Origin of the sequence: Actinosynnema sp. NPDC053489, assembly GCF_044544865.1 — a bacterium.
Classification (GTDB): domain Bacteria; phylum Actinomycetota; class Actinomycetes; order Mycobacteriales; family Pseudonocardiaceae; genus Actinosynnema.
Window position 1 is genome coordinate 434,789 of the sequence record NZ_JBITXT010000007.1, and the last position, 18,310, is coordinate 453,098.

17 protein-coding genes are annotated in these 18,310 nt (G+C 72.2%); 5 read left to right on the forward strand and 12 right to left on the reverse strand.

Annotated elements, in window-relative coordinates; genetic code table 11:
- Nucleotides 1-133: 133 nt before the first annotated feature.
- Genes ACIGNX_RS19225 through ACIGNX_RS19235 form a run of 3 tightly spaced genes read right to left on the reverse strand, consistent with a single transcriptional unit; the run spans nt 134 to nt 2,678 of the window.
- Entirely contained in the window at nt 134-1,054 is a 921-nt protein-coding gene (locus tag ACIGNX_RS19225; RefSeq protein WP_396541799.1) for an ABC transporter substrate-binding protein, read from the reverse strand.
- A 3-nt stretch (nt 1,055-1,057) separates the two neighbouring features.
- The gene (locus ACIGNX_RS19230; RefSeq protein WP_396541801.1) at nt 1,058-1,537 is read right to left on the reverse strand and encodes a GNAT family N-acetyltransferase; all 480 of its coding nucleotides are present in this window, start codon (nt 1,535-1,537) and stop codon (nt 1,058-1,060) included.
- Nucleotides 1,538-1,541: 4 nt separating this feature from the next.
- Entirely contained in the window at nt 1,542-2,678 is a 1,137-nt protein-coding gene (locus ACIGNX_RS19235; protein WP_396541803.1) for an LLM class flavin-dependent oxidoreductase, read from the reverse strand.
- A gap of 331 nt (nt 2,679-3,009) precedes the next feature.
- Here ACIGNX_RS19235 and ACIGNX_RS19240 point away from each other — a divergent pair, with 331 nt between their 5' ends.
- Both ACIGNX_RS19240 and ACIGNX_RS19245 read left to right on the forward strand, forming a co-directional pair.
- Nucleotides 3,010-3,834, forward strand: a complete 825-nt coding sequence (locus ACIGNX_RS19240) for an amino acid ABC transporter permease (protein WP_396541805.1) — start codon at nt 3,010-3,012, stop codon at nt 3,832-3,834.
- Nucleotides 3,831-5,669 carry an FAD/NAD(P)-binding protein gene (locus tag ACIGNX_RS19245; RefSeq protein ID WP_396541807.1) on the forward strand — a complete coding sequence of 613 codons (1,839 nt, stop codon included), beginning with the start codon at nt 3,831-3,833 and terminating at the stop codon, nt 5,667-5,669. Before ACIGNX_RS19240 ends, ACIGNX_RS19245 begins: the two co-directional genes overlap by 4 nt.
- A gap of 4 nt (nt 5,670-5,673) precedes the next feature.
- Here ACIGNX_RS19245 and ACIGNX_RS19250 read toward each other — a convergent pair whose 3' ends face one another.
- The 6 genes from ACIGNX_RS19250 to ACIGNX_RS19275 form a co-directional block, all read right to left on the reverse strand.
- Nucleotides 5,674-6,216 carry an NADPH-dependent FMN reductase gene (locus tag ACIGNX_RS19250; protein ID WP_396541809.1) on the reverse strand — a complete coding sequence of 181 codons (543 nt, stop codon included), beginning with the start codon at nt 6,214-6,216 and terminating at the stop codon, nt 5,674-5,676.
- Nucleotides 6,217-6,271: 55 nt separating this feature from the next.
- Nucleotides 6,272-7,222: an ABC transporter substrate-binding protein gene (locus tag ACIGNX_RS19255; RefSeq protein ID WP_396541811.1), complete on the reverse strand. Its 951-nt coding sequence runs from the start codon at nt 7,220-7,222 to the stop codon at nt 6,272-6,274.
- 17 nt (nt 7,223-7,239) lie between these two features.
- The gene (locus tag ACIGNX_RS19260) at nt 7,240-8,004 is read right to left on the reverse strand and encodes an amino acid ABC transporter ATP-binding protein (RefSeq protein ID WP_396541813.1); all 765 of its coding nucleotides are present in this window, start codon (nt 8,002-8,004) and stop codon (nt 7,240-7,242) included.
- Nucleotides 7,992-8,885, reverse strand: a complete 894-nt coding sequence (locus tag ACIGNX_RS19265) for an amino acid ABC transporter permease (RefSeq protein WP_396541815.1) — start codon at nt 8,883-8,885, stop codon at nt 7,992-7,994. Before ACIGNX_RS19265 ends, ACIGNX_RS19260 begins: the two co-directional genes overlap by 13 nt.
- Nucleotides 8,886-9,190: 305 nt before the next feature.
- Entirely contained in the window at nt 9,191-10,021 is an 831-nt protein-coding gene (locus tag ACIGNX_RS19270; protein ID WP_396541817.1) for an esterase/lipase family protein, read from the reverse strand.
- 966 nt (nt 10,022-10,987) lie between these two features.
- Nucleotides 10,988-11,209: a hypothetical protein gene (locus ACIGNX_RS19275; RefSeq protein ID WP_396541819.1), complete on the reverse strand. Its 222-nt coding sequence runs from the start codon at nt 11,207-11,209 to the stop codon at nt 10,988-10,990.
- An 87-nt stretch (nt 11,210-11,296) separates the two neighbouring features.
- Here ACIGNX_RS19275 and ACIGNX_RS19280 point away from each other — a divergent pair, with 87 nt between their 5' ends.
- Both ACIGNX_RS19280 and ACIGNX_RS19285 read left to right on the forward strand, forming a co-directional pair.
- A complete protein-coding gene (locus ACIGNX_RS19280; protein WP_396541821.1) occupies nt 11,297-12,157 on the forward strand; it encodes a helix-turn-helix domain-containing protein in 861 nt (286 codons plus the stop codon).
- Nucleotides 12,154-12,339, forward strand: coding sequence for a DUF397 domain-containing protein (locus tag ACIGNX_RS19285; RefSeq protein ID WP_396541823.1), 186 nt, complete (start codon nt 12,154-12,156; stop codon nt 12,337-12,339). Before ACIGNX_RS19280 ends, ACIGNX_RS19285 begins: the two co-directional genes overlap by 4 nt.
- Here the strand turns inward: ACIGNX_RS19285 and ACIGNX_RS19290 are convergent.
- The 3 genes from ACIGNX_RS19290 to ACIGNX_RS19300 all read right to left on the reverse strand — a co-directional run bounded on the left by ACIGNX_RS19290 (nt 12,311) and on the right by ACIGNX_RS19300 (nt 15,662).
- The gene (locus ACIGNX_RS19290) at nt 12,311-13,207 is read right to left on the reverse strand and encodes an alpha/beta fold hydrolase (RefSeq protein ID WP_396541825.1); all 897 of its coding nucleotides are present in this window, start codon (nt 13,205-13,207) and stop codon (nt 12,311-12,313) included. The two genes, ACIGNX_RS19285 and ACIGNX_RS19290, sit on opposite strands and share 29 nt — an antisense overlap.
- A gap of 123 nt (nt 13,208-13,330) precedes the next feature.
- Nucleotides 13,331-14,428, reverse strand: a complete 1,098-nt coding sequence (locus tag ACIGNX_RS19295) for a type III polyketide synthase (RefSeq protein WP_396541827.1) — start codon at nt 14,426-14,428, stop codon at nt 13,331-13,333.
- 10 nt (nt 14,429-14,438) lie between these two features.
- Entirely contained in the window at nt 14,439-15,662 is a 1,224-nt protein-coding gene (locus tag ACIGNX_RS19300) for a cytochrome P450 (RefSeq protein ID WP_396541829.1), read from the reverse strand.
- Nucleotides 15,663-16,000: 338 nt separating this feature from the next.
- Here ACIGNX_RS19300 and ACIGNX_RS19305 point away from each other — a divergent pair, with 338 nt between their 5' ends.
- Nucleotides 16,001-18,310 carry a Tex family protein gene (locus ACIGNX_RS19305; protein WP_396541831.1) on the forward strand — a complete coding sequence of 770 codons (2,310 nt, stop codon included), beginning with the start codon at nt 16,001-16,003 and terminating at the stop codon, nt 18,308-18,310.

Below are 18,310 nucleotides of genomic sequence, written 5' to 3' on the forward strand. Positions count from 1 at the left end.
GAAGCCGCTGACGTGCGGGTGAGGCGATGACGGGACTTCGGCACACCGCAAGGCACACGGCAAGGCACGCCGCAGGGCACACGGCGGGGCGGACCGGGGCCGTCGAAGTGCCCCGGTCCGCCCCGCACGCGCCTCAGGCGTGTTCCGGAGGGCTGATCAAGGACTCCGGGATCGCCGAGTCCTCGGTGCCCCACTTCGCCAGGATCCGCTGGTAGGCACCGTCCTTGATGAGCTTGTTCACCGCCGCCTGGAACGCGGGCGCGAGCGGCGAGCCCTTCGGCAGCGCGAAGCCCACGTCCAGTCGCTTGAACTCGCCCAGGAACTTCACGTTCGGCTGGTTGGCCGCCGCGTGCCGCAGGCCGTTGATCGTGCTCATCACGACGTCGATGTGCCGCTGCTGCAACCCCAGGAAGATCGCCGCGTTCTCGGAGAAGCTCAGCACCTCGTAGTCCGGCTTGCCCGCCTCGCCGCACCGGTGCTTCTCCCGCTCCAACGTCGCCTCGAACGTCGTGCCCGCGCCCGTGCCGACCTTCAACCCGCACAACGGGAGCAGCCCGTCCGCCCGCGTCACGCGGTTGTCGTCCGCGCGCACCGCGAAGCCCTGGCCGTCGTTGATGTAGGTGACGAAGTCGACCGTCTTCTTGCGCGCCTCCGTGACGCCGAAGTTGCCCGTGCCGACGTCGTACTTCCCGCCCGTCAACGACGGCAGGATCGTCTCGAAGCTCGCCACCTCGCGCTCGATGCGCAGCCCGAGCGTCTTCGCGACCGCCTCGGACATGTCGACGTCCAGCCCGAGCACGGTCTTGTTGTCCTCGGCGTAGTAGGACGACGGCGGCTGCCCGCCCACCGACGACCCGAACCGCACCACGCCCGCCTGGCGAACACCGGCCGGCAGCAGCGCGGCGATCGACTCGTCCTCCGCCACGGCCGACAGCACGTCCTCGGTCGGCTTGACGCCCGACGCGGGCGGGTCCACGGCGTCCGCCGGCGCGGCGCACCCCGAGACCACGAGCGCGAGCACCGCGGTGAGCATCAACAGGCAACGTGCGCGCATGGGCTATCCCAGGTCCTTCTCGAACGGCAGGTGGTGGAAGGTGAGCGGGTCGGCGGTGAGGTCGAACAGCGGCGTGTACCCGGTGGCCAGGTACAGCGCGCGGGCCTCCGGCTGCCGGGGGCCGGTGGTCAGGTAAAGGCGCGAGTAGCCGAGGTCGGCGGCGTCGCGCTCCAGCTCGGCGAGCACCCGCCGGGCCAGGCCGCGCCGGCGGTGCCGGGAGTCGGTCCAGATCCGCTTCAGCTCCGCGGTGCGCTCGTCGTACCGCATGAACGCACCGCCGGCCACCGCCACACCCGCCGACAGCAGCAGCACCAGGGTGCCGTGGGGAGGCGCGAAGACGGCCGGGTCGTACCTGGTCAGCTCCGCACGGGCGCCCTCGCCGTAGCGCGCCACGTACTCCTGCGTCAGCTCGTCCCTCAACGGCGCCGTGGCCGGGTCCTCCCAGCGGACCCGGCGGGCGACGAGGGTTTCCGGTGCGGTCACGCGGTCAGCCGTCCACCGCGATCTCACGGGCCTCCGGCACGGCCGCGGCGCGTTCCCGGTCGCGCTTGGCGACCTCCTCCCGCACGATCGGGATCACGTGGCGGCCGAAGTCGATCGTGTCGTTCACCATGTCGTACCCGCGGGCGGACAGGATGGTGACGCCCAGGTCGTAGTAGTCGAGCAGCGCCTGCGCCACGGTCTCGGGCGTGCCGACGAGGGCGTTGGAGTTGCCCGCGCCCCCGGTGGCGGCGGCGGTCGCGGTCCAGAGGGCGCGGTCGAAGCGCTCGCCGCGGTCGGCGATCTCCAGCAGCCGCTGGGAGCCGGTGTTCTCCGGGTTCTTCAGCGAGTGCCTGCGGGTCAAGGCGTTCACCCCACCGGTCCGCGTCTTGATGTCGTTCACGATCCGGTGCGCCTTCTCCCAGGCCAGCTCCTCCGTCGCGCCGAGGATCGGGCGGAACGCCACCTGGATGCGCGGCACGTCGGTGCGGCCCGCGTCCCGCGCCGCCTGCTTCACCGACTCGATCTGCGCCGCCGTGTCGGCCAGCGGTTCGCCCCACAGGCAGAAGATGTCCGCCTCCGCGCCACCCGCCTTGTAGGCGGCGGGTGACGAGCCGCCGAACGACACGCGCGGCCGGGGCTGCTGCACCGGGAACACGTCGCTCACGAAGTCGGCGAACCGGTAGTGCGCGCCCTCGTGGTCGAACGGCTCGCGGGAGGTCCACGCCTTCTTGACGATGCGGATGTACTCCTCGGTGCGCGAGTACCGCTCGTCCTTGGTCAGGTAGTCGCCTTCGCGCTGCTGCTCGTGGTCCGTGCCGCCGGTGATGAAGTGCACGGTCAGCCGGCCGTCGCTGATCTGGTCGAGCGTGGCGAACGTCTTCGCGGCGAACGTCGGGTAGGACACGTTCGGCCGGTGCGCCAACAGGATCTGGAGCTTGTCCAGCCTGGTGGCGACGTAGGCGGCGGCCTGCGCGGGCTCGGGCGAGCCGGAGCCGTAGGCGAACAGCACGCGGTCCCAGCCGTGCTCCTCGTGCGCGCGGGCCAGCCGCAGGGTGTAGTCCTTGTCGAACGCGAGACCGCTGCGCGGGTGGGTCTCGGAACCGTCGTTGGTGCCGCCGATCCCCAGGAACTCAACAGGCACGTCAGTACCTTCCGTCAGGAGGGAGAAGACGTCGACGCGCACACGACGTTGAGGGAGACGCGCGGGGTCGACGGTGTGCGGAAAACGCGGGGCGTCAGCCCCGACAGGAGGCCGACCACACCCGACCGAAGTCGATGTGGTCGCGGGTGACCAACCGCGTGCTTTCCACGATCCCAGTGCAACAGCGGCGCGGGTCGCCGTCAACGGCCTTCGACCACCGTCCAAATACCGGAATGCCTTGACGGGTCTCGACGGCGCGCCAATACGATCACCGTGCGGCGTTGAGGGACGCGGCCCGATTGTCGTGATCCCCCCTGCTCTGGAGCAGCCGATGAGCGCGTCCACCCTCTCCTCGCCGCCGCAGGCGTCCGAGGCGCCCGTGATCGTCCCGCTGCGCCGCCCCTGGCGCTGGGCCTCCGCCGTGCTCGTGCTCGCCGCCGTGGGCGTCGTGCTGTGGTCGGCGGTGACCAACGAGCAGTTCCAGTGGGGCGTGGTCGCCCGGTACTTCGCCACCACCGCCGTGCTGCGGGGCCTGTGGTTGACGTTGTGGCTGACGGCGCTGACGGTGGTGCTCGGCTTCGCGCTCGGCGGCGTGCTGGCCGTCATGCGGTTGTCCGGCAACCCGGTGCTGGTGGGCGTGAGCTGGGGTTACGTCTGGCTGTTCCGCTCGGTGCCGCTGCTGGTGCAGCTGCTGTTCTGGTTCAACTTCGGCGCGCTGTACCCGGCGCTGTCCGGCTCCGCGCCGGTGATCGGCCCGCTGACGTCGGTGATCATCGGCCTGGTGCTGCACGAGGCCGCCTACGCCGCCGAGGTCGTGCGCGGCGGCATCCTGTCGGTGGACGCGGGGCAGGCCGAGGCCGCGGCGGCGCTGGGCCTGCGGCGGTCCCGGGTGCTGCGGCGGATCGTGCTGCCGCAGGCGATGCGGTCGATCGTCCCGGCGGCGGGCAACATGCTCATCGGCACGCTGAAGGGCACCTCGATCGTGAGCGTGCTGGCCGTGCAGGACCTGCTGTACTCCGTCCAGCTCATCTACAACCGCAACTACCTGATCATCCCGCTGCTGCTGGTCGCGACCCTCTGGTACGTGCTCGTCACGAGCCTGCTCAGCGTCGGCCAGCACTACGTCGAGCGCTACTACGGCCGGGGCGCGCGATGAGCGTCGTCGTGGTGGTGGGTGCGGGACCGCGCACGTCCGGCATCCTGGAACGGCTGGGCGCCAACGCGCCGGAGCTGTTCGACGGACCGCTGGAGGTGCACCTGGTCGACCCGTTCGCGGCGGGCGCGGGCCGGGTGTGGCGGCACGAGCAGTCGCCGTTGCTGCGGATGAACTCCATGGCCGAGGACGTCACGGTGTTCACCGACGACTCGGTGGCGTGCGAGGGGCCGATCCGGCCGGGGCCGTCGCTGGCCGAGTGGGCCCGGTCGTGCCTGTCGGGCGTGGACCTCGACCCGGCCGTGCGGGCCGAGCTGGAGGCGATGGGGCCCACGACGTTCCCGAGCAGGCGGGTGCAGAGCGCGTACCTGAGGTGGTTCCACGCCCGGGCCGTGTCCTGGTTGCCCGAGGGCAGCTCGGTGACCGAGCACGCCACGAAGGTCGTGCGGATCACCGGGTCCGCCCAGGTGCGGCAGCGGGTGTGGCTCGCGGACCGGGCCGAGCCCCTGGTGGCGGACGTGGTCCTGCTCGTGCTGGGCCACCTGGACACCGTCGTCGCGCCCGAGCACCGGGAACTGGCCGACTACGCGGCCGCGCACGGCCTCACGTACCTGCCGCCGGACTACACCGCCGACACGGACCTGTCGGCGGTGCGGGCCGGTGAGGACGTCGTGGTGCGGGGCCTGGGGCTGGCGTTCGTCGACCTGGCCGTGCTGCTGGGCGAGGGGCGGGGCGGACGGTTCGAGCGGGTCGACGGCGTGCTGCGGTACGTGCCGTCCGGTCGCGAACCGCGCCTGCACGTCGGCTCGCGCCGCGGCACGCCGTACCACTCCAAGACCGGCTACCGGTTGCGCGGCGCGCCGCCGGAGCCGCCCCGGTTCTTCCGGGCCGCCGACCTGCTCGCCCGTCCCGGCGAGCTGGACTTCCGGCGGGACGTGTGGCCGCTGATGGCCAAGGAGATCGCCTACGGCCACTACCGCGAGCTGTTCACCGCGCACCCGTCACGGGTGCGGGCCACGTGGGAGGAGTTCTCCGCGCGGTTCGCCGAGCTGGACTGGTACGGCGACGGGATGCGGGCGCTGGAGGACGCGACCGTGCCGGCCGACGAGGACCGCATCGACTTCGAGCGGCTGGACCGGCCCATCGACGGGGTGGAGTTCCCCACGTCGGAGGAGTTCCAGGAGTTCCTGCGGGCGCACGTGATCGCGGACGTGGCCCGGCGGTCCGACTCGGCGTTCAGCGCGGACCTGGGCGCGTTCCTGGCGCTGCTGGGCGTGTACGGCCAGTTCGCCGTCCTGTCGGCGGCCGGTCGGCTGCGCGGCGAGGGCGGCTGGTGGCACGGCTTCTTCAGCTCGATCGCCAGCGGACCGCCGCCGGACCGGTTGGAGGAGCTGCTGGCCCTGTCCCGCGCCGGTGTGGTGCGGTTCCTGGGCGCGAACACGTGGGTCCGCGCGGAGGGCGGGGTGTTCCTGGCGGGCAGCGCCAGCGTGCCGTCGCACGTCGTGCGCGCGACCGGGCTGATCGAGGCGCGCCTGCCCGAGCACACCCTGTCGCTCACCGCCGACCCGCTGCTCAGGTCGCTGGCGGCGAGCGGTGACGTGTCCGATGTGGACGGAATGGTGCTGGTCGACGCGGCCGACAGCCGGATCGTCGACGTCACCGGCACGCCCCACGCCCGCCGCTTCGCCGTCGGCCCCTACACGACCAGCAAGGCGTACGCGGCCTTCGCCCGGCCCGGCACCAACGCGCCGAACTTCCGGCAGAACGACGAGGTGGCCAGGGCGGTGCTGCGGTTCCTGGCCGCGGCGGCCGACGGCGCGGGCGAGTCCGTGGCCTGAGACGTCACAGGGCCGAGGCGGTGAACCACCCCGCCTCGGCCAGTTGCGCGCCCAGCGCGCCGACCAGCTCCGCCCGGTCCTCCCCGGACAGCAGCGCCTCGTTGACGAAGATACCTCGGCCGGGCACCGCCGCGCCCAGCTCCGCGAGCAGCGGCTTGAGGTGCAGCTCCACGGCCAGCGCGTGCTTGTCCGCCGCGGCCACGAGCAGCGGCACGGCGGTCCTGCCCCGCAGCCAGTTCCCGGGCGCCTGGTCGAGGACCGCCTTGAGCAGACCGGTGTACGTGGCCTTGTAGGTCGGCGACGCCACGACCAGCACGTCCGCCGCCGACAGCTCGTCCAACGCCTCCCGCACGGCCGTGGAACCCGGCGCGAACACGGACGACGCCAGTTCCGCCGCGTCCACGACCGGTCCGTTCCCGGCGACCTCGGAACCCCGGGCGGCCAACGCGCCGCGGACCGCTTCCCGCAGGGCCAGTGCGGCGTTCAACGTGCGGGAGCCCGGGCGGGGGTTGCCGACGAGGACGCCGACGACGAGTGGCTGGTTCATGTGCCGAAGCATGCAACCCGTCGTCGGCGTCCTCAAGGTCGTCCACCGTGCGGGATCACGCCGTCTTCGGCAGCCCCGGCGGGTTGACCTCGCTCTTCTGGACGGCCTCGTCCCGCAGGCCCCACCGGTCCAGGACCTCGGCGTACTGGCCGTTGGCGATCAGGTGGTCGATGGCCTCGGCGACCGGCTGCGCCAGGCCGCTGCCCTTCTTCGTGGTCGCGGCGATCTTGCCCACGGTCGAGCCGCCGCCGGAGAACGTGCCGATGATCTCGGTCTTGCCGGAGGTGGCCACGTGGTAGGCCGAGGTCGGGTTCGGGCCGAGGTAGGCCTCGATCCGGCCGGACTCCAGCGCCAGGTAGTAGTCGGCGGCGTTCTGGTAGTACTTGATGTCCGTCGCCGCCAGGCCGCGCGCCTCGTTGGCCCGGCTCCACTCGACCAGGATCTTCTCCTGGTTGGTGCCGGAGCCGACCGCGATGACCTTCCCGGCCACGTCCTCGGGCTTGGTCACCCGCCAGGAGCCGCCCTTGCGCGCCTCGAACGCCAGCGTGTCCAGCCGGTAGGTGGCGAAGTCGTACTTCTCCTTGCGCTCCTCGGTGACCGTGATGTTGGACAGGCCCAGCGGGTACGTGCCGCTGTCCAGGCCGATGAACAGGTTCTCCCACGACGTGGTCTCGAGCTGGGGTTCGAGGCCCAGCACGCCGGCGATCAGCACCGCGAGGTCGGTCTCCACGCCGATCGGCGTCTTGTCGTCGGTGGCGTAGAAGCGCAGCGGCGGCGCGGTGGTGACCGACCCGGCGACGACGAGCTTGCCGGTGCGGCGGAACTCCTCGGGCACCTTGGCGGCGATGGCGTCCACCTTCGTCGCGGTGACGCGCTGCTGGTCCGGGCCTAGGTTCACGGTCTTGCCTGCGGCGACCACCTGGTTCTCGGTCGTCCCGTCGTCGGCGCCGCAGGCGACCAGTGAGACGAGTGCGGTTATCGCGGCGACGATCTTCAGTGCGGACAACGGTTCTCCAGGGTTGTTCAGAGCACTTTGGACAGGAAAGCGCGGGTGCGCGGGTGTTGCGGGTCGTCCAGCACCTGCCCGGGCGGTCCCTGCTCGACCACGACGCCGCCGTCGAGGAAGACCACGGTGTCGGCCACGTCCCGGGCGAAGCCGATCTCGTGCGTGACGATGATCATGGTGGTGCCGGTGCGGGCGAGGTCGCGGATCACGTCCAGCACCTCGCCGACCAGTTCGGGGTCGAGCGCGGAGGTCGGTTCGTCGAACAGCAGGACCTTCGGCTCCAGCGCCAGGGCGCGGGCGATCGCGACGCGCTGCTGCTGGCCGCCGGACAGGTGCCGGGGGTAGGCCGACTCCTTGTCCGACAGGCCGACGCGCTCCAGCAGCCGCAGCGCCTGCGCGCGTGCCTCGGCCGGTGACTTGCGGCCCGTGGCGACGGGCGCTTCGACGATGTTCTCCAGCACCGTGAGGTGCGGGAACAGGTTGAAGTTCTGGAACACGAAGCCGACGTGCGCGCGTTGCCGGAGCACCTCGCGCTCGCGGAGCTCGTAGAGCTTGTCACCCCGCCTGCGATAGCCGATCAGCTCGCCGTCGATCCCGACGAGGCCGCGGTCGGTCTTCTCCAGGTGGTTGATCGTGCGCAGCAGGGTCGACTTGCCCGAGCCGGACGGCCCGAGCACGACCACCACCTCGCCCGCGCCGACTTGGAGGTCCACGCCGCGCAGCACCTCGTTGTCGCCGAACCTCTTGTGGACGCCGCGGACGTCCACCATCACCTCGCCCATTTCCACCCGTCCTCGTTCCTGGTCGCGCCCTTGGCGTAGTGCTTCTCGACGTAGTGCTGCACGACCGACAGCAGGGTGGTCAGCGCGATGTACCAGGCGGTGGCGACCATGAGCAGCGCGACGACCCGCGCGTTGCGGCCGTAGATCACCTGCACCTGGTAGAACAGCTCGCCGATCGCCATCACGGACACCACGGACGTGCCCTTGAAGAGGCTGATCACCTCGTTGGTGGCGTTGGGCAGGATGGAGCGCATCGCCTGCGGCAGCACGATCCGGCGCAGTTGGCGCGACCGCGGTATGCCCAGCGCGGCGGCGGCCTCGAGCTGGCCGTGGTCCACCGAGATGACGCCGGAGCGCACGATCTCCGCCGCGTACGCCGCCTGGTGCAGCGCGAGCCCCAGCACCGCCGCGCCCATCGGGCTGATCAGGTCCTGGGTGCGGAAGCTGACGAACGACGGGCCGAACGGGATGCCGAAGCTCAGCTCGTCGTAGAGGTAGGAGATGTTGAACCAGAACAGCAGTTGCACGATCAGCGGGATCGAGCGGAACGCCCACACGTAGGTCCAGCTGACCGTCTCCAGGAACCGGCTGCGGGACAGCCGCATCAGGGCCAGCACGATGCCGAGGGCGAAGCCCAGGACCGTGCCGTAGAGGGTCAGCTCCAGCGTGACGACGACCGCGTTCAGGATCGACTTCGCGGTGACGAAGCGGGCGAACGTGGCCCAGTCCCAGCCGGGGTTGGTCGCCAGGCCGTGGATGAACTGGGACAGCAGGACGAGCACGGCGACGACACCCACCCACCGCCACGGGTGGCGGGCGGCGACGACCTGGGGTGCCGGGGAGTCGAGGGCACGCGGGCGTGGTCGCGCGGACACGCTCATGGCGAGGTCCTTCCGGTGGGGCGGGTGCGGAGCGGCGGGGTGCCGAAGTGCGGGAGGTGCGGGGTACGGGAGGTGCGGGGTACGGCGTGCGGGAGGTGCGGGGTTGCGGGCGTTTGCCGTGGAGCGGCGGAACCGTAGCCACTTCGCCGACGCGCGAACAAGCCCGCCCACGTGCTGAACGGCTGTGGTCAGGTGGTTGACAAAACGGCCCGGTCACCCGAATCGAGCAATGTCCGGTCCACTGAGGAATGTCGCGGTCAGACAGATTTCACCGTGGCACAACGGTTCCCGACGTGCTCCCGCGCTCAGTGACCGGCGTCCGGTTGGGGGAACATGCGCGCCATGCCGGGCGGCGGGGTGAACGGCCGCCAGCGGTTCGGGCGTTGGGCCAGGCGGTCGGCGACGAGCCACAGGACGGTGGCGTTGTAGCCGTAGCCCAGGTGGCTGGAGTTGACCGCGACGTTCTCCTGCCGCGTGCCGGGCGCGGAGATGCAGGTCTGCCAGGCCACGATGCCGTCCGCCTTCGAGTAGACCGAGGTCGACGGCACCGGGAAGGGCGGGCGGGTGTGCTCGGGCGGTGGCATGTCCGCGCCGGCGACGTACAGCTTGGTCAGCAGTTGGTACACCGGGTTGACGCGGGTCTGGCGCAGGTCGGTCATCGCGTACGGGCTGCCGAGGGTGATGACCTGGCGGACCACGCCGGGGTGCTCGCGGGCCAGCTCGCGGGCGAAGATGCCGCCCAACGACCACCCGACGAGGCTGACCTTCCCCCCGACGGCCAACTCCCGCAACAACTCCCGCATGCCGCGCACGACCCCGACCGACGGCCCGATGTTGAGCCCGAGCCCCCAGCCGTGCACGTCGTACCCGAGGCGGGCGAGGAACTTGCGCAACGTCCCGGTGGACGCGTCGGTCGCCCCGAGCCCGGGCAGCACGAGCACCACGTGCCCGTCACCGCTGGGCGCGCCGCGGAGGAGCGAGCGGGTCGCCGCGAACTGCCCGATCCCCACCGCGGCCCGCGTGGGTTCGGTGAGGTACCAGAGCAACCCGGGCGCCGGGGTCGGCGGCCCGTCCGCCGAAGCCTCCCTCGGCGACGGCACCGACACCGGCGCGGGCTCAGGTACCGGTACCGGCACCACGGCAGGGTCCTCCCCCGCTGAGGGCTCGGCGTGCGGTGCGGCGACCCCGGCCGAACCCGGATCTGGCGCTACGGCAACCCCGCGTCGTCTGCGCTTCGGTGCGCCCTCGGACGCCGGAGCCCCAACCGAGCTGACGGGTGCCGAGGAGACCGGGGACGGCGCCGGTTCCGCCCCGGGGACCTGCGTGGTGCCCGACGCTTCGGCCGCGGCCGGGCCCGGTGACGTCTTCAGGATCGCTTTCGCCGCTCTGGCCAGCCCTCGGTTCGGCGCGGCTCCGGAGCCGGTGCCTTGCCCTGCTGCTCGGCCGGCCGCAGATCCCGGCCTTCGGTTCGGAGTGGCTCTGGAACCGGTGCCTTGGCCTGCTGCTCGGGTGGCCGCAGCTCCGGGACCTCGGTTCGACGCGACCCCGGAATCGAGACCTCGATCTGCTGCTCGGGTGGCCGCAAACCCTGGGTCCCGGTTCGACGTGACCTCGAAATCGAGGCCATGATCTGCTGCTCGGGTGGCCGCAAGCCCTGGGCCTCCGCCCGGAGCGGCCCCGGACCCGGTGGGTTGACCTGCGGCTCGGCCGGTCGCAGATCCCGGCCTTCGGTTCGGAGTGGTTCCGGACCCGGGCCCGCCGGCTCGGCCCGAGTCAGCGCTCGGAGCGGTGGACCGGGCCGTCGTGGCCGGTGAGGAGCGGTGCTCCGACGTGGCCGCGGCAGTGGCGCTCCGGTCCGCGGTGGGAAGCACCGCCGCGGCGGGGAGCGGCTCCTGACCCAGGTCGGCGTGACCCGGTGCGGTGCCCGGCAGTCCCGGCATGGCCTCTCCCCCGCTCCGCGTCGAGCGCGAACCCCAGGTGACCATGATGTTTCGTGCAGGTTGATTGCGCCAGTACCGAGCCGTCTCGAATCTTCGCGATCACCTCCTCGACAGTGCGGCCCGCGGCCGTGATCAGCGCGGCCGTGATCAGCGCGGCCGTGATCAGCGCGACCGGGGGCTGCGGTGATCGGCCGCCACCGCGCCGGCCAGCTCCACCGCCTCCACCGCCGCCTCACCGATCCTGGCCAGCGCCTGCGGGTCGACGTACAGCTCCACGTCCTGCCCGATCTTGAACACCACCGCGCCCCCTCCCGGCTCCACCTCGTAGTTGATCCAGACATCACCCGGCACCTGCGCCCACAGGTGCACCTGCGCCCGACCCATTTCCGCCCTCCGATCTCCGGCCCTGTTATGATCGTGCCGACGTTTGCTGATATCAGCAAGTGGCACAACCCGATCGGGTGATGAATCATGGCACTGTCACCATCCGTCGCCGGCTGGGAACTCGGCCTTCGCCTGCGCGAGCGCCGGGAACTCATGGGCGTCACCGCCGCCTCGGCCGGGCAGGCGATCGGCACCGGCCAGTCGTACGTGTCGGGCGTCGAGACCGGCAAGCTGAAGATCAACGAGCGCAAGCTCGCCGAACTGGCCGCCGTCCTCGAGTTCGACGCCTCGGAGGTCGAAGAACTCCAGCAACTCCGGGAGGAGGCCGGCAAACGCGCCTGGTGGAGCCCCTACTCCGCCATGTTCAGCGGTGAGGTGCTGCGCTACTTCGGCTTCGAGGCGGGCGCGGAGAGCATCAGGGCCTACAGCGCGGGCATGATCACGAGCTTGTTGCAGACCCGCGACTACGCCATGGCCATCATGAACGGCGGCGCGCCGAGCATCCGCCTGGCCGAGGCGCACCGCCGGGTCGAGGTGCGGCTGAAGCGCCAGGAACGCCTGGAGGGCGAGAACCCGCTCCGGCTCACCACCGTGATCACCGAATCCGGGCTGCGGCAGCAGGTCGGCGGCCGGGCGGTGATGGCGGCGCAGCTCGCGCACCTGGCGGCCAAGATCGAGGAGCACCCCGACACCATCGACGTCCGGGTCGTCCCCTTCACCGCCGACTACCACAACGCCATCGGCGGGTCGACGTTCTACCTCCTCGGGTTCGCCAGCAGCAGGCTGCCCGACCTGGTGTGGCAGGAGACCGTCTCGACCACCGATCTGATCGATCAACCCATGCGGATCCGCGAGTACAGTCTGGCTCACAGCCAGGCGATGGACTTCGCGCTCGACCGGGCCGAGTCCCTGCGCCTGATCGAGCGGATCCGGGAGGAGTTCGAGTGAACGACCGCACCGGCTGGTTCAAGTCGAGCCGCAGCGCCGAGAACCCGGCCTGCGTCGAGGTGCGGTTCGTGCCCGGTGCGATCGACGTGCGCGACTCGAAGAACCCGACCGGGCCGACGCTCACCTTCTCCCGCGCGGCCTGGGCGCAGTTCGTCAGCCCAGCGTCGCCAGCCAGTCCTTGACCCGCGAGGCCACCAGCTCCGGCACCTCCATCTGCGGCACGTGGCCGACGCCCTCCAGCACGTCGAAGCGCCACGACGGGTTGCGCCGCGCGGCGGCCCTCGCGGACGCCAGCGGCACCAACCGGTCCTGGTCGCCCGACATCAGGTACACCGGCACGCGCACCCTGCTCATCGCCGTGTAGTACCGCCGGCTGGTGGCACCGGTCCACAGCACCGACCGCGCCGCCGTCAGGAACGCCTCGTCCAGCCCCGGGATCTCGGCGCGCTGCTCCAACAGCGACATCGACGCCAGGACGACCTCCTCCGGCACGGACCTCGGGTTCGCGCACACCAGGTTCAGCATCCGCTTGACCTGCCGCCGCGTCGACACTCCGGCCCGCGACTTCGCCAGGAACCACTGCCCCACGCCCGGCAGCGCGTACATCGCGAACGCGGCCGCCACCTGCGGGTCCGGGCGCACGCCGAGCGGCATCGGCACGGCCGGGTCGAGCAGCGCGAGCGCGGTCACCGACGCGGGGCGGCGGGCCGCGTGCAGGATCGCGACCATCCCGCCCATCGAGTTGCCGACCAGCACCACGGGCTCGCCGACGACCTCGGCGAGGAACCGGTCCAGCAGCCGCGCGTTGGCGGGCACCGTCGTGGCGCGGCCCTCGGGGTGGGTGAGCCCGAACCCGGCCAGGTCGACGGCCAGCACGTGGTACCGGTCGACCAGGTGGGGCGCGAGCAGGCACCAGTTGAGGTGCGAACCGCCCAGGCCGTGCACGAGCACCATCGGCGGGCCGTCGCCGCCGAAGTCGACGTAGTGCACCGGAGCGCCGTCGAGGTCGACGTGCCGGCTCGTCCCGCCCCAGTGGTCGAGTGTGGTCATACCGGTCAGTATGTCCCGGACGGGTGGCCGTGCGGACCCGGGCCCTCGATCCGCACCCCGCCGGGGGACGCCGAGCGCGAACCCGGCCCGCCGGGGCGGGTCCACCTCCCGGGGGTGAGCCCGTCAGGCGAGGGCGGGGCGCCGGTCCGCCTCGTCGCGGGAGGTGCCGACGCCGGTCGCGGTCCACGTGCCCAGCGCGATCTCCGCGGTGATCCCGGGGCCGAACCCGGCGATCACGCCCCGGGCGCCGTGCTCCGCGCCGCCGTCGGCGAACAGCCGCGCCAGGGCGTCGAAGACCACGACGCTGGCCACGTTGCCGCGCTCGGCGAGCGTCCGGCGGCTGTACCGGAACGTCGACCGCGGCAGGCGCAGGTACCTGCCCAGGTCGTCCAGGATGCGCGGCCCGCCCGCGTGGACGATGTAGAAGTCGAGGCCCGCGATGTCCCAGCCGTGCGGCTCGGCCATGTCCCGCATGGCGGGCGCGAGCACGGACATCGTGCCCGGCACCCGCTTGTCCAGCAGGAAGTGGAAGCCGGTCTCGCGGACCTCGTAGGAGATCCAGCTCTCGGTGTCGGGGACCAGGCGGGAGCTGTTGCGCTCGATCCGCACCCCGTCCCCGCCCTCGCCCCGCACGACGGCCGCGGCCAGGGCGTCGCCGAACAGGCCGTTGGACAGCAGGTTGCCGACGGCCAGGTCCGTCGGCTGGTACAGCAGCGAGCAGAACTCGCACGCCACGACCAGCACGTTCGACCCCGGGTAGGCGGTGCAGAAGTCGTGCGCCCGGTTGATCGCCGCACCGCCGGCGGCGCAGCCGAGCTGCGCGATTGGGAGCTGCCGGGTCGAGTGCCGGAACCCCATCGTGTTGATCAGCCAGGCGGTCATCGACGGCATCGTGAACCCGGTGCACGAGACGTACACGATCAGGTCGATGTCGGTCACCGCCAGGTCGGCGTGCCCCAGCGCCCGGCGCACCACGTCGGGCACCCGCGACTTCGCCTCCTTCTCGTAGAGGGCGTTGCGCGCGGCGAAGCCGGGGTGCTTCAGGGTGTCCTCGATCGGCTGGAGGATGTGCCTGGTCCGCACGCCGGTGTTGGCGATGAGCCGGAGCGCGAGGTCGAGCTGCGGGTGGTCGCGGTGCAGGTCGCGCGCCAGTTCGAGGGTCTGCTCGCGGGTGATGAGGTGTTCCGGGACCGCGATGGCGGGCCGGCAGAGGGTGGCCACGGCGCGCCCCTCACCAGGTGACGGGCAGGGTCAGCGGGTACCGCCAGATGGAGACGGTGTTCCACCGCACCTCCCGCGCCGGGACGGCCAGCCGCAGGGTCGGGAACCGGGCCAGCAGCCCGCCGACGGCCTCCTGGAGCACCATGCGGGCCAGGTGGGAGCCGAGGCAGTGGTGGTTGCCGTGGCCGAACGCGACGTGCGGCGCGGCGTCCTCGCGGTCGAAGTCCAGCTCGTCGGCGCGCGGGAACACCGACTCGTCGCGGTTGGCGGTCAGGTACGACACGTGCACCGCGTCACCGGCCCGGATCGTCACGTCGCCCAGCCGCACGTCCTCCGTGGCGACCCGCGGGATGCCGACCCCCTGGCGGAACGGGACGAACCGCAGCAGCTCCTCGACCGCGCGCGGCAGCGCCTCGGGCCGGCGGCGCAGCAGGTCGAGGTGCCCGGGGTGGGTGAGCAGCGTGTACGTGAAGTTGGCGATCTGGTAGGTCGTGGTGTCGTGGCCGGTGACCACCAGCAGCATGGCCAGCACGGACAGCTCCGCGTCGGTCAGCACGTCGTCGCCCACCCGGGCGACGGCCATGGCGCTGACCAGGTCGTTTCCCGGCTCGCGGCGGCGGGCGGCGGTGAGCCGGTCGAAGTAGGCGCGCATCGCGGCCTTGGCGTCGGCGGCGGTCGTCCGGTCGGCCGCGCGCATGGACATCATGGCCGTCGCCCAGCGCCGCATCAGGGGCCGGTCCGCCTCCGGCACGTCGAGCAGCTCGCAGATCGTCATCAGCGGCAGCCGGTCGGCCAGGTGCCCGACCACGTCCGCCGGCGGGCCCTGCCGCGCCAGGTCCTCCAGCAGCTCCTCGGTCGTCCGGCGCGTCCACGGCCGCAGCGCCTCGACCTGGGACGTGGAGAACGCCCTGGCCACGAGCCCGCGGACCCGGTTGAGCGCGGGCGGGTCCATCAGGTTGAGCGCTTCGGACTGGGCGATGGGCGCCGGGGTGATGCGGGGGAAGTCGCGGCCGACCAGCGCGGCCCGGCTGAACCGCCGGTCGGACGTGACGGTGCGGACGTCGTCGTAGCGCGTCACCAGCCACGCCTCGCCCTCCCCGTACGGCATGCGCACCTTCGCCACGGGTGCCTCCACCCGCATCCGGGTCAGGAACGGGTCCGGCTCCAGCGCGTCGTCGTGGCGGAAGGGGCAGGTCGGCGCGGTCCCTTGGTCGTGCAGTCGGACGTTCACCACGGACGGTCCCCTCTGGGCGGCGGCACTCACCGCTCCCACTACACCCCGTGCCGACCCGCCACGCCCGGGTCCGCCGAGGGGTTCATCAGTTGTCGCGGTTCTCCCACCGGTTCGGGACCGGCCGCCGCGCCGGCCCTCACTCTCCGAGCCGGCCCGCCCCACTCGTTCAGGCAGGGGGAAGCCCTCCTCCGCGCTCGCGCGCCGGCCGGCAGCCGCGCACAGTGGGTCGGCGGGGCAGGCCGGTCCACTGTGGACGACGGTGGGTCACCGGCCGCCCCGCCCCGGGCCGTCGGGGTTGCCCCGGACGCGGCTCGGCGGGCAGGGCACAATGGCTCGCTGTGACCACAGCCATTCACCAGAGGATCGCCGAGGAGCTCGGGGTGCGGGCCGGGCAGGTCAGCGCCGCCGTGGACCTGCTCGACGGTGGTTCCACCGTTCCCTTCATCGCCCGCTACCGCAAGGAGGCGACCGGCGCGCTCGACGACGCCCAGCTCCGCACCCTGGAGGAGCGGCTGGGCTACCTGCGCGAGCTGGAGGAACGCCGGGCGGCTGTGCTCGACTCCATCCGGTCGCAGGGCAAGCTGGACGAGGCGCTGGAGGCGTCGATCCTGGCCGCGGACTCCAAGGCCCGGCTGGAGGACCTCTACCTGCCCTACAAGCCCAAGCGGCGGACCAAGGCGCAGATCGCGCGCGAGCAGGGCCTCGAACCGCTCGCCGACGGCCTGCTGCACGATCCCGACCAGGACCCGCAGGAGGCGGCGCGGGCGTTCGTGACCGGGGAGGTCGCCGACGTGGCCGCCGCGCTGCAGGGCGCGCGGGCCATCCTGGTCGAGCGGTTCGGCGAGGACGGCGACCTCATCGGCGACCTGCGCGAGCGCATGTGGGGCCAGGGCCGGCTCGCGTCCAAGGTGCGGGAGGGCAAGGAGGAGGAAGGCGCGAAGTTCGCCGACTACTTCGACTTCTCCGAGCCGTTCACCAAGCTGCCCTCGCACCGCATCCTGGCGCTGCTGCGCGGGGAGAAGGAGGAGGTGCTCGACCTCCAGTTCGACCCGGCCGACGAGGACGAGCCCACCGGCTACGAGGCGCGCATCGCGTCCCGGTTCGGCGTCGACAACCGGGGCCGCGCGGCCGACCGGTGGCTCGCCGACACGGTCCGCTGGGCGTGGCGGACCCGCATCCTGGTGCACCTGGGCATCGACCTGCGGTCGCGGCTGCGGGCGTTCGCCGAGGACGAGGCCGTGAAGGTGTTCGCGTCGAACCTGCGCGACCTGCTGCTGGCCGCGCCCGCCGGCACGCGCGCCACGATGGGCCTCGACCCCGGGTTCCGCACCGGCGTGAAGGTGGCCGTGGTCGACGCGACCGGCAAGGTCGTGGCCACCGACACCATCTACCCGCACGTGCCCGCGAACCGCTGGGACGAGTCGATCGCCAAGCTCGCGAAGCTGGCGAAGGAGCACTCCGTCGAACTGGTCGCGATCGGCAACGGCACCGCGTCGCGGGAGACCGACAAGCTGGCCGTCGACCTGCTCAAGCGGCACCCCGAGCTGAAGCTGACCAAGGCCGTGGTGTCCGAGGCGGGCGCGTCGGTGTACTCGGCGTCGGCGTTCGCGTCGGCGGAGCTGCCCGGCCTGGACGTGTCGCTGCGCGGCGCGGTGTCGATCGCCCGCCGGTTGCAGGACCCGCTGGCGGAGCTGGTCAAGATCGACCCGAAGTCCATCGGGGTCGGCCAGTACCAGCACGACCTGTCCGAGTCGAAGCTGTCGCGGTCGTTGGACGCGGTGGTCGAGGACTGCGTGAACGCCGTGGGCGTCGACCTGAACACGGCGTCCGTGCCGCTGCTGACCAGGGTCTCCGGCATCACGGCGGGCCTGGCCGAGAACATCGTGCTGCACCGCGACAGCAACGGCCCGTTCCGCTCGCGCAAGTCGTTGAAGGACGTGGCCCGGCTCGGCCCGAAGGCGTTCGAGCAGTGCGCGGGCTTCCTGCGCATCCCCAACGGCGACGACCCGCTGGACGCCTCCGCGGTGCACCCCGAGGCGTACCCGGTGGTGCGGCGGATGCAGGAGCGCGTCGGCGCGGAGCAGCTGATCGGCAACACGGCGGTGCTCAAGGCGCTGCGCCCGCAGGAGTTCGTGGACGAGCGGTTCGGCCTGCCGACCGTCACCGACATCCTGCGCGAGCTGGAGAAGCCCGGGCGCGACCCGCGGCCCGCGTTCAAGACGGCGACGTTCGCCGACGGGGTGGAGAAGATCTCCGACCTCAAGCCCGGCATGGTGCTGGAGGGCGTGGTCACGAACGTGGCGGCGTTCGGCGCGTTCGTGGACGTCGGCGTGCACCAGGACGGCCTGGTGCACATCTCGGCGCTGTCCAACACCTACGTGAAGGACCCGCGCGACGTGGTGAAGTCCGGTGACGTCGTCCGGGTGAAGGTGCTGGAGGTCGACATCCCGCGCAAGCGGATCGGGTTGACGCTGCGGCTGGAGGACGAGCCGGGCCGCAAGCCGCCGCGCGAACCCCGTGACCAGCGGGGCGGTCAGCGCGGTGGGCAGCGCGACGGCGGCGGCAGGCCGCGGCAGCAGGAGCGCCCGCCCGCGAACGGCGCGATGGCCGAGGCGCTGCGGCGCGCGGGGCTTGGGGGCGGCCGATAG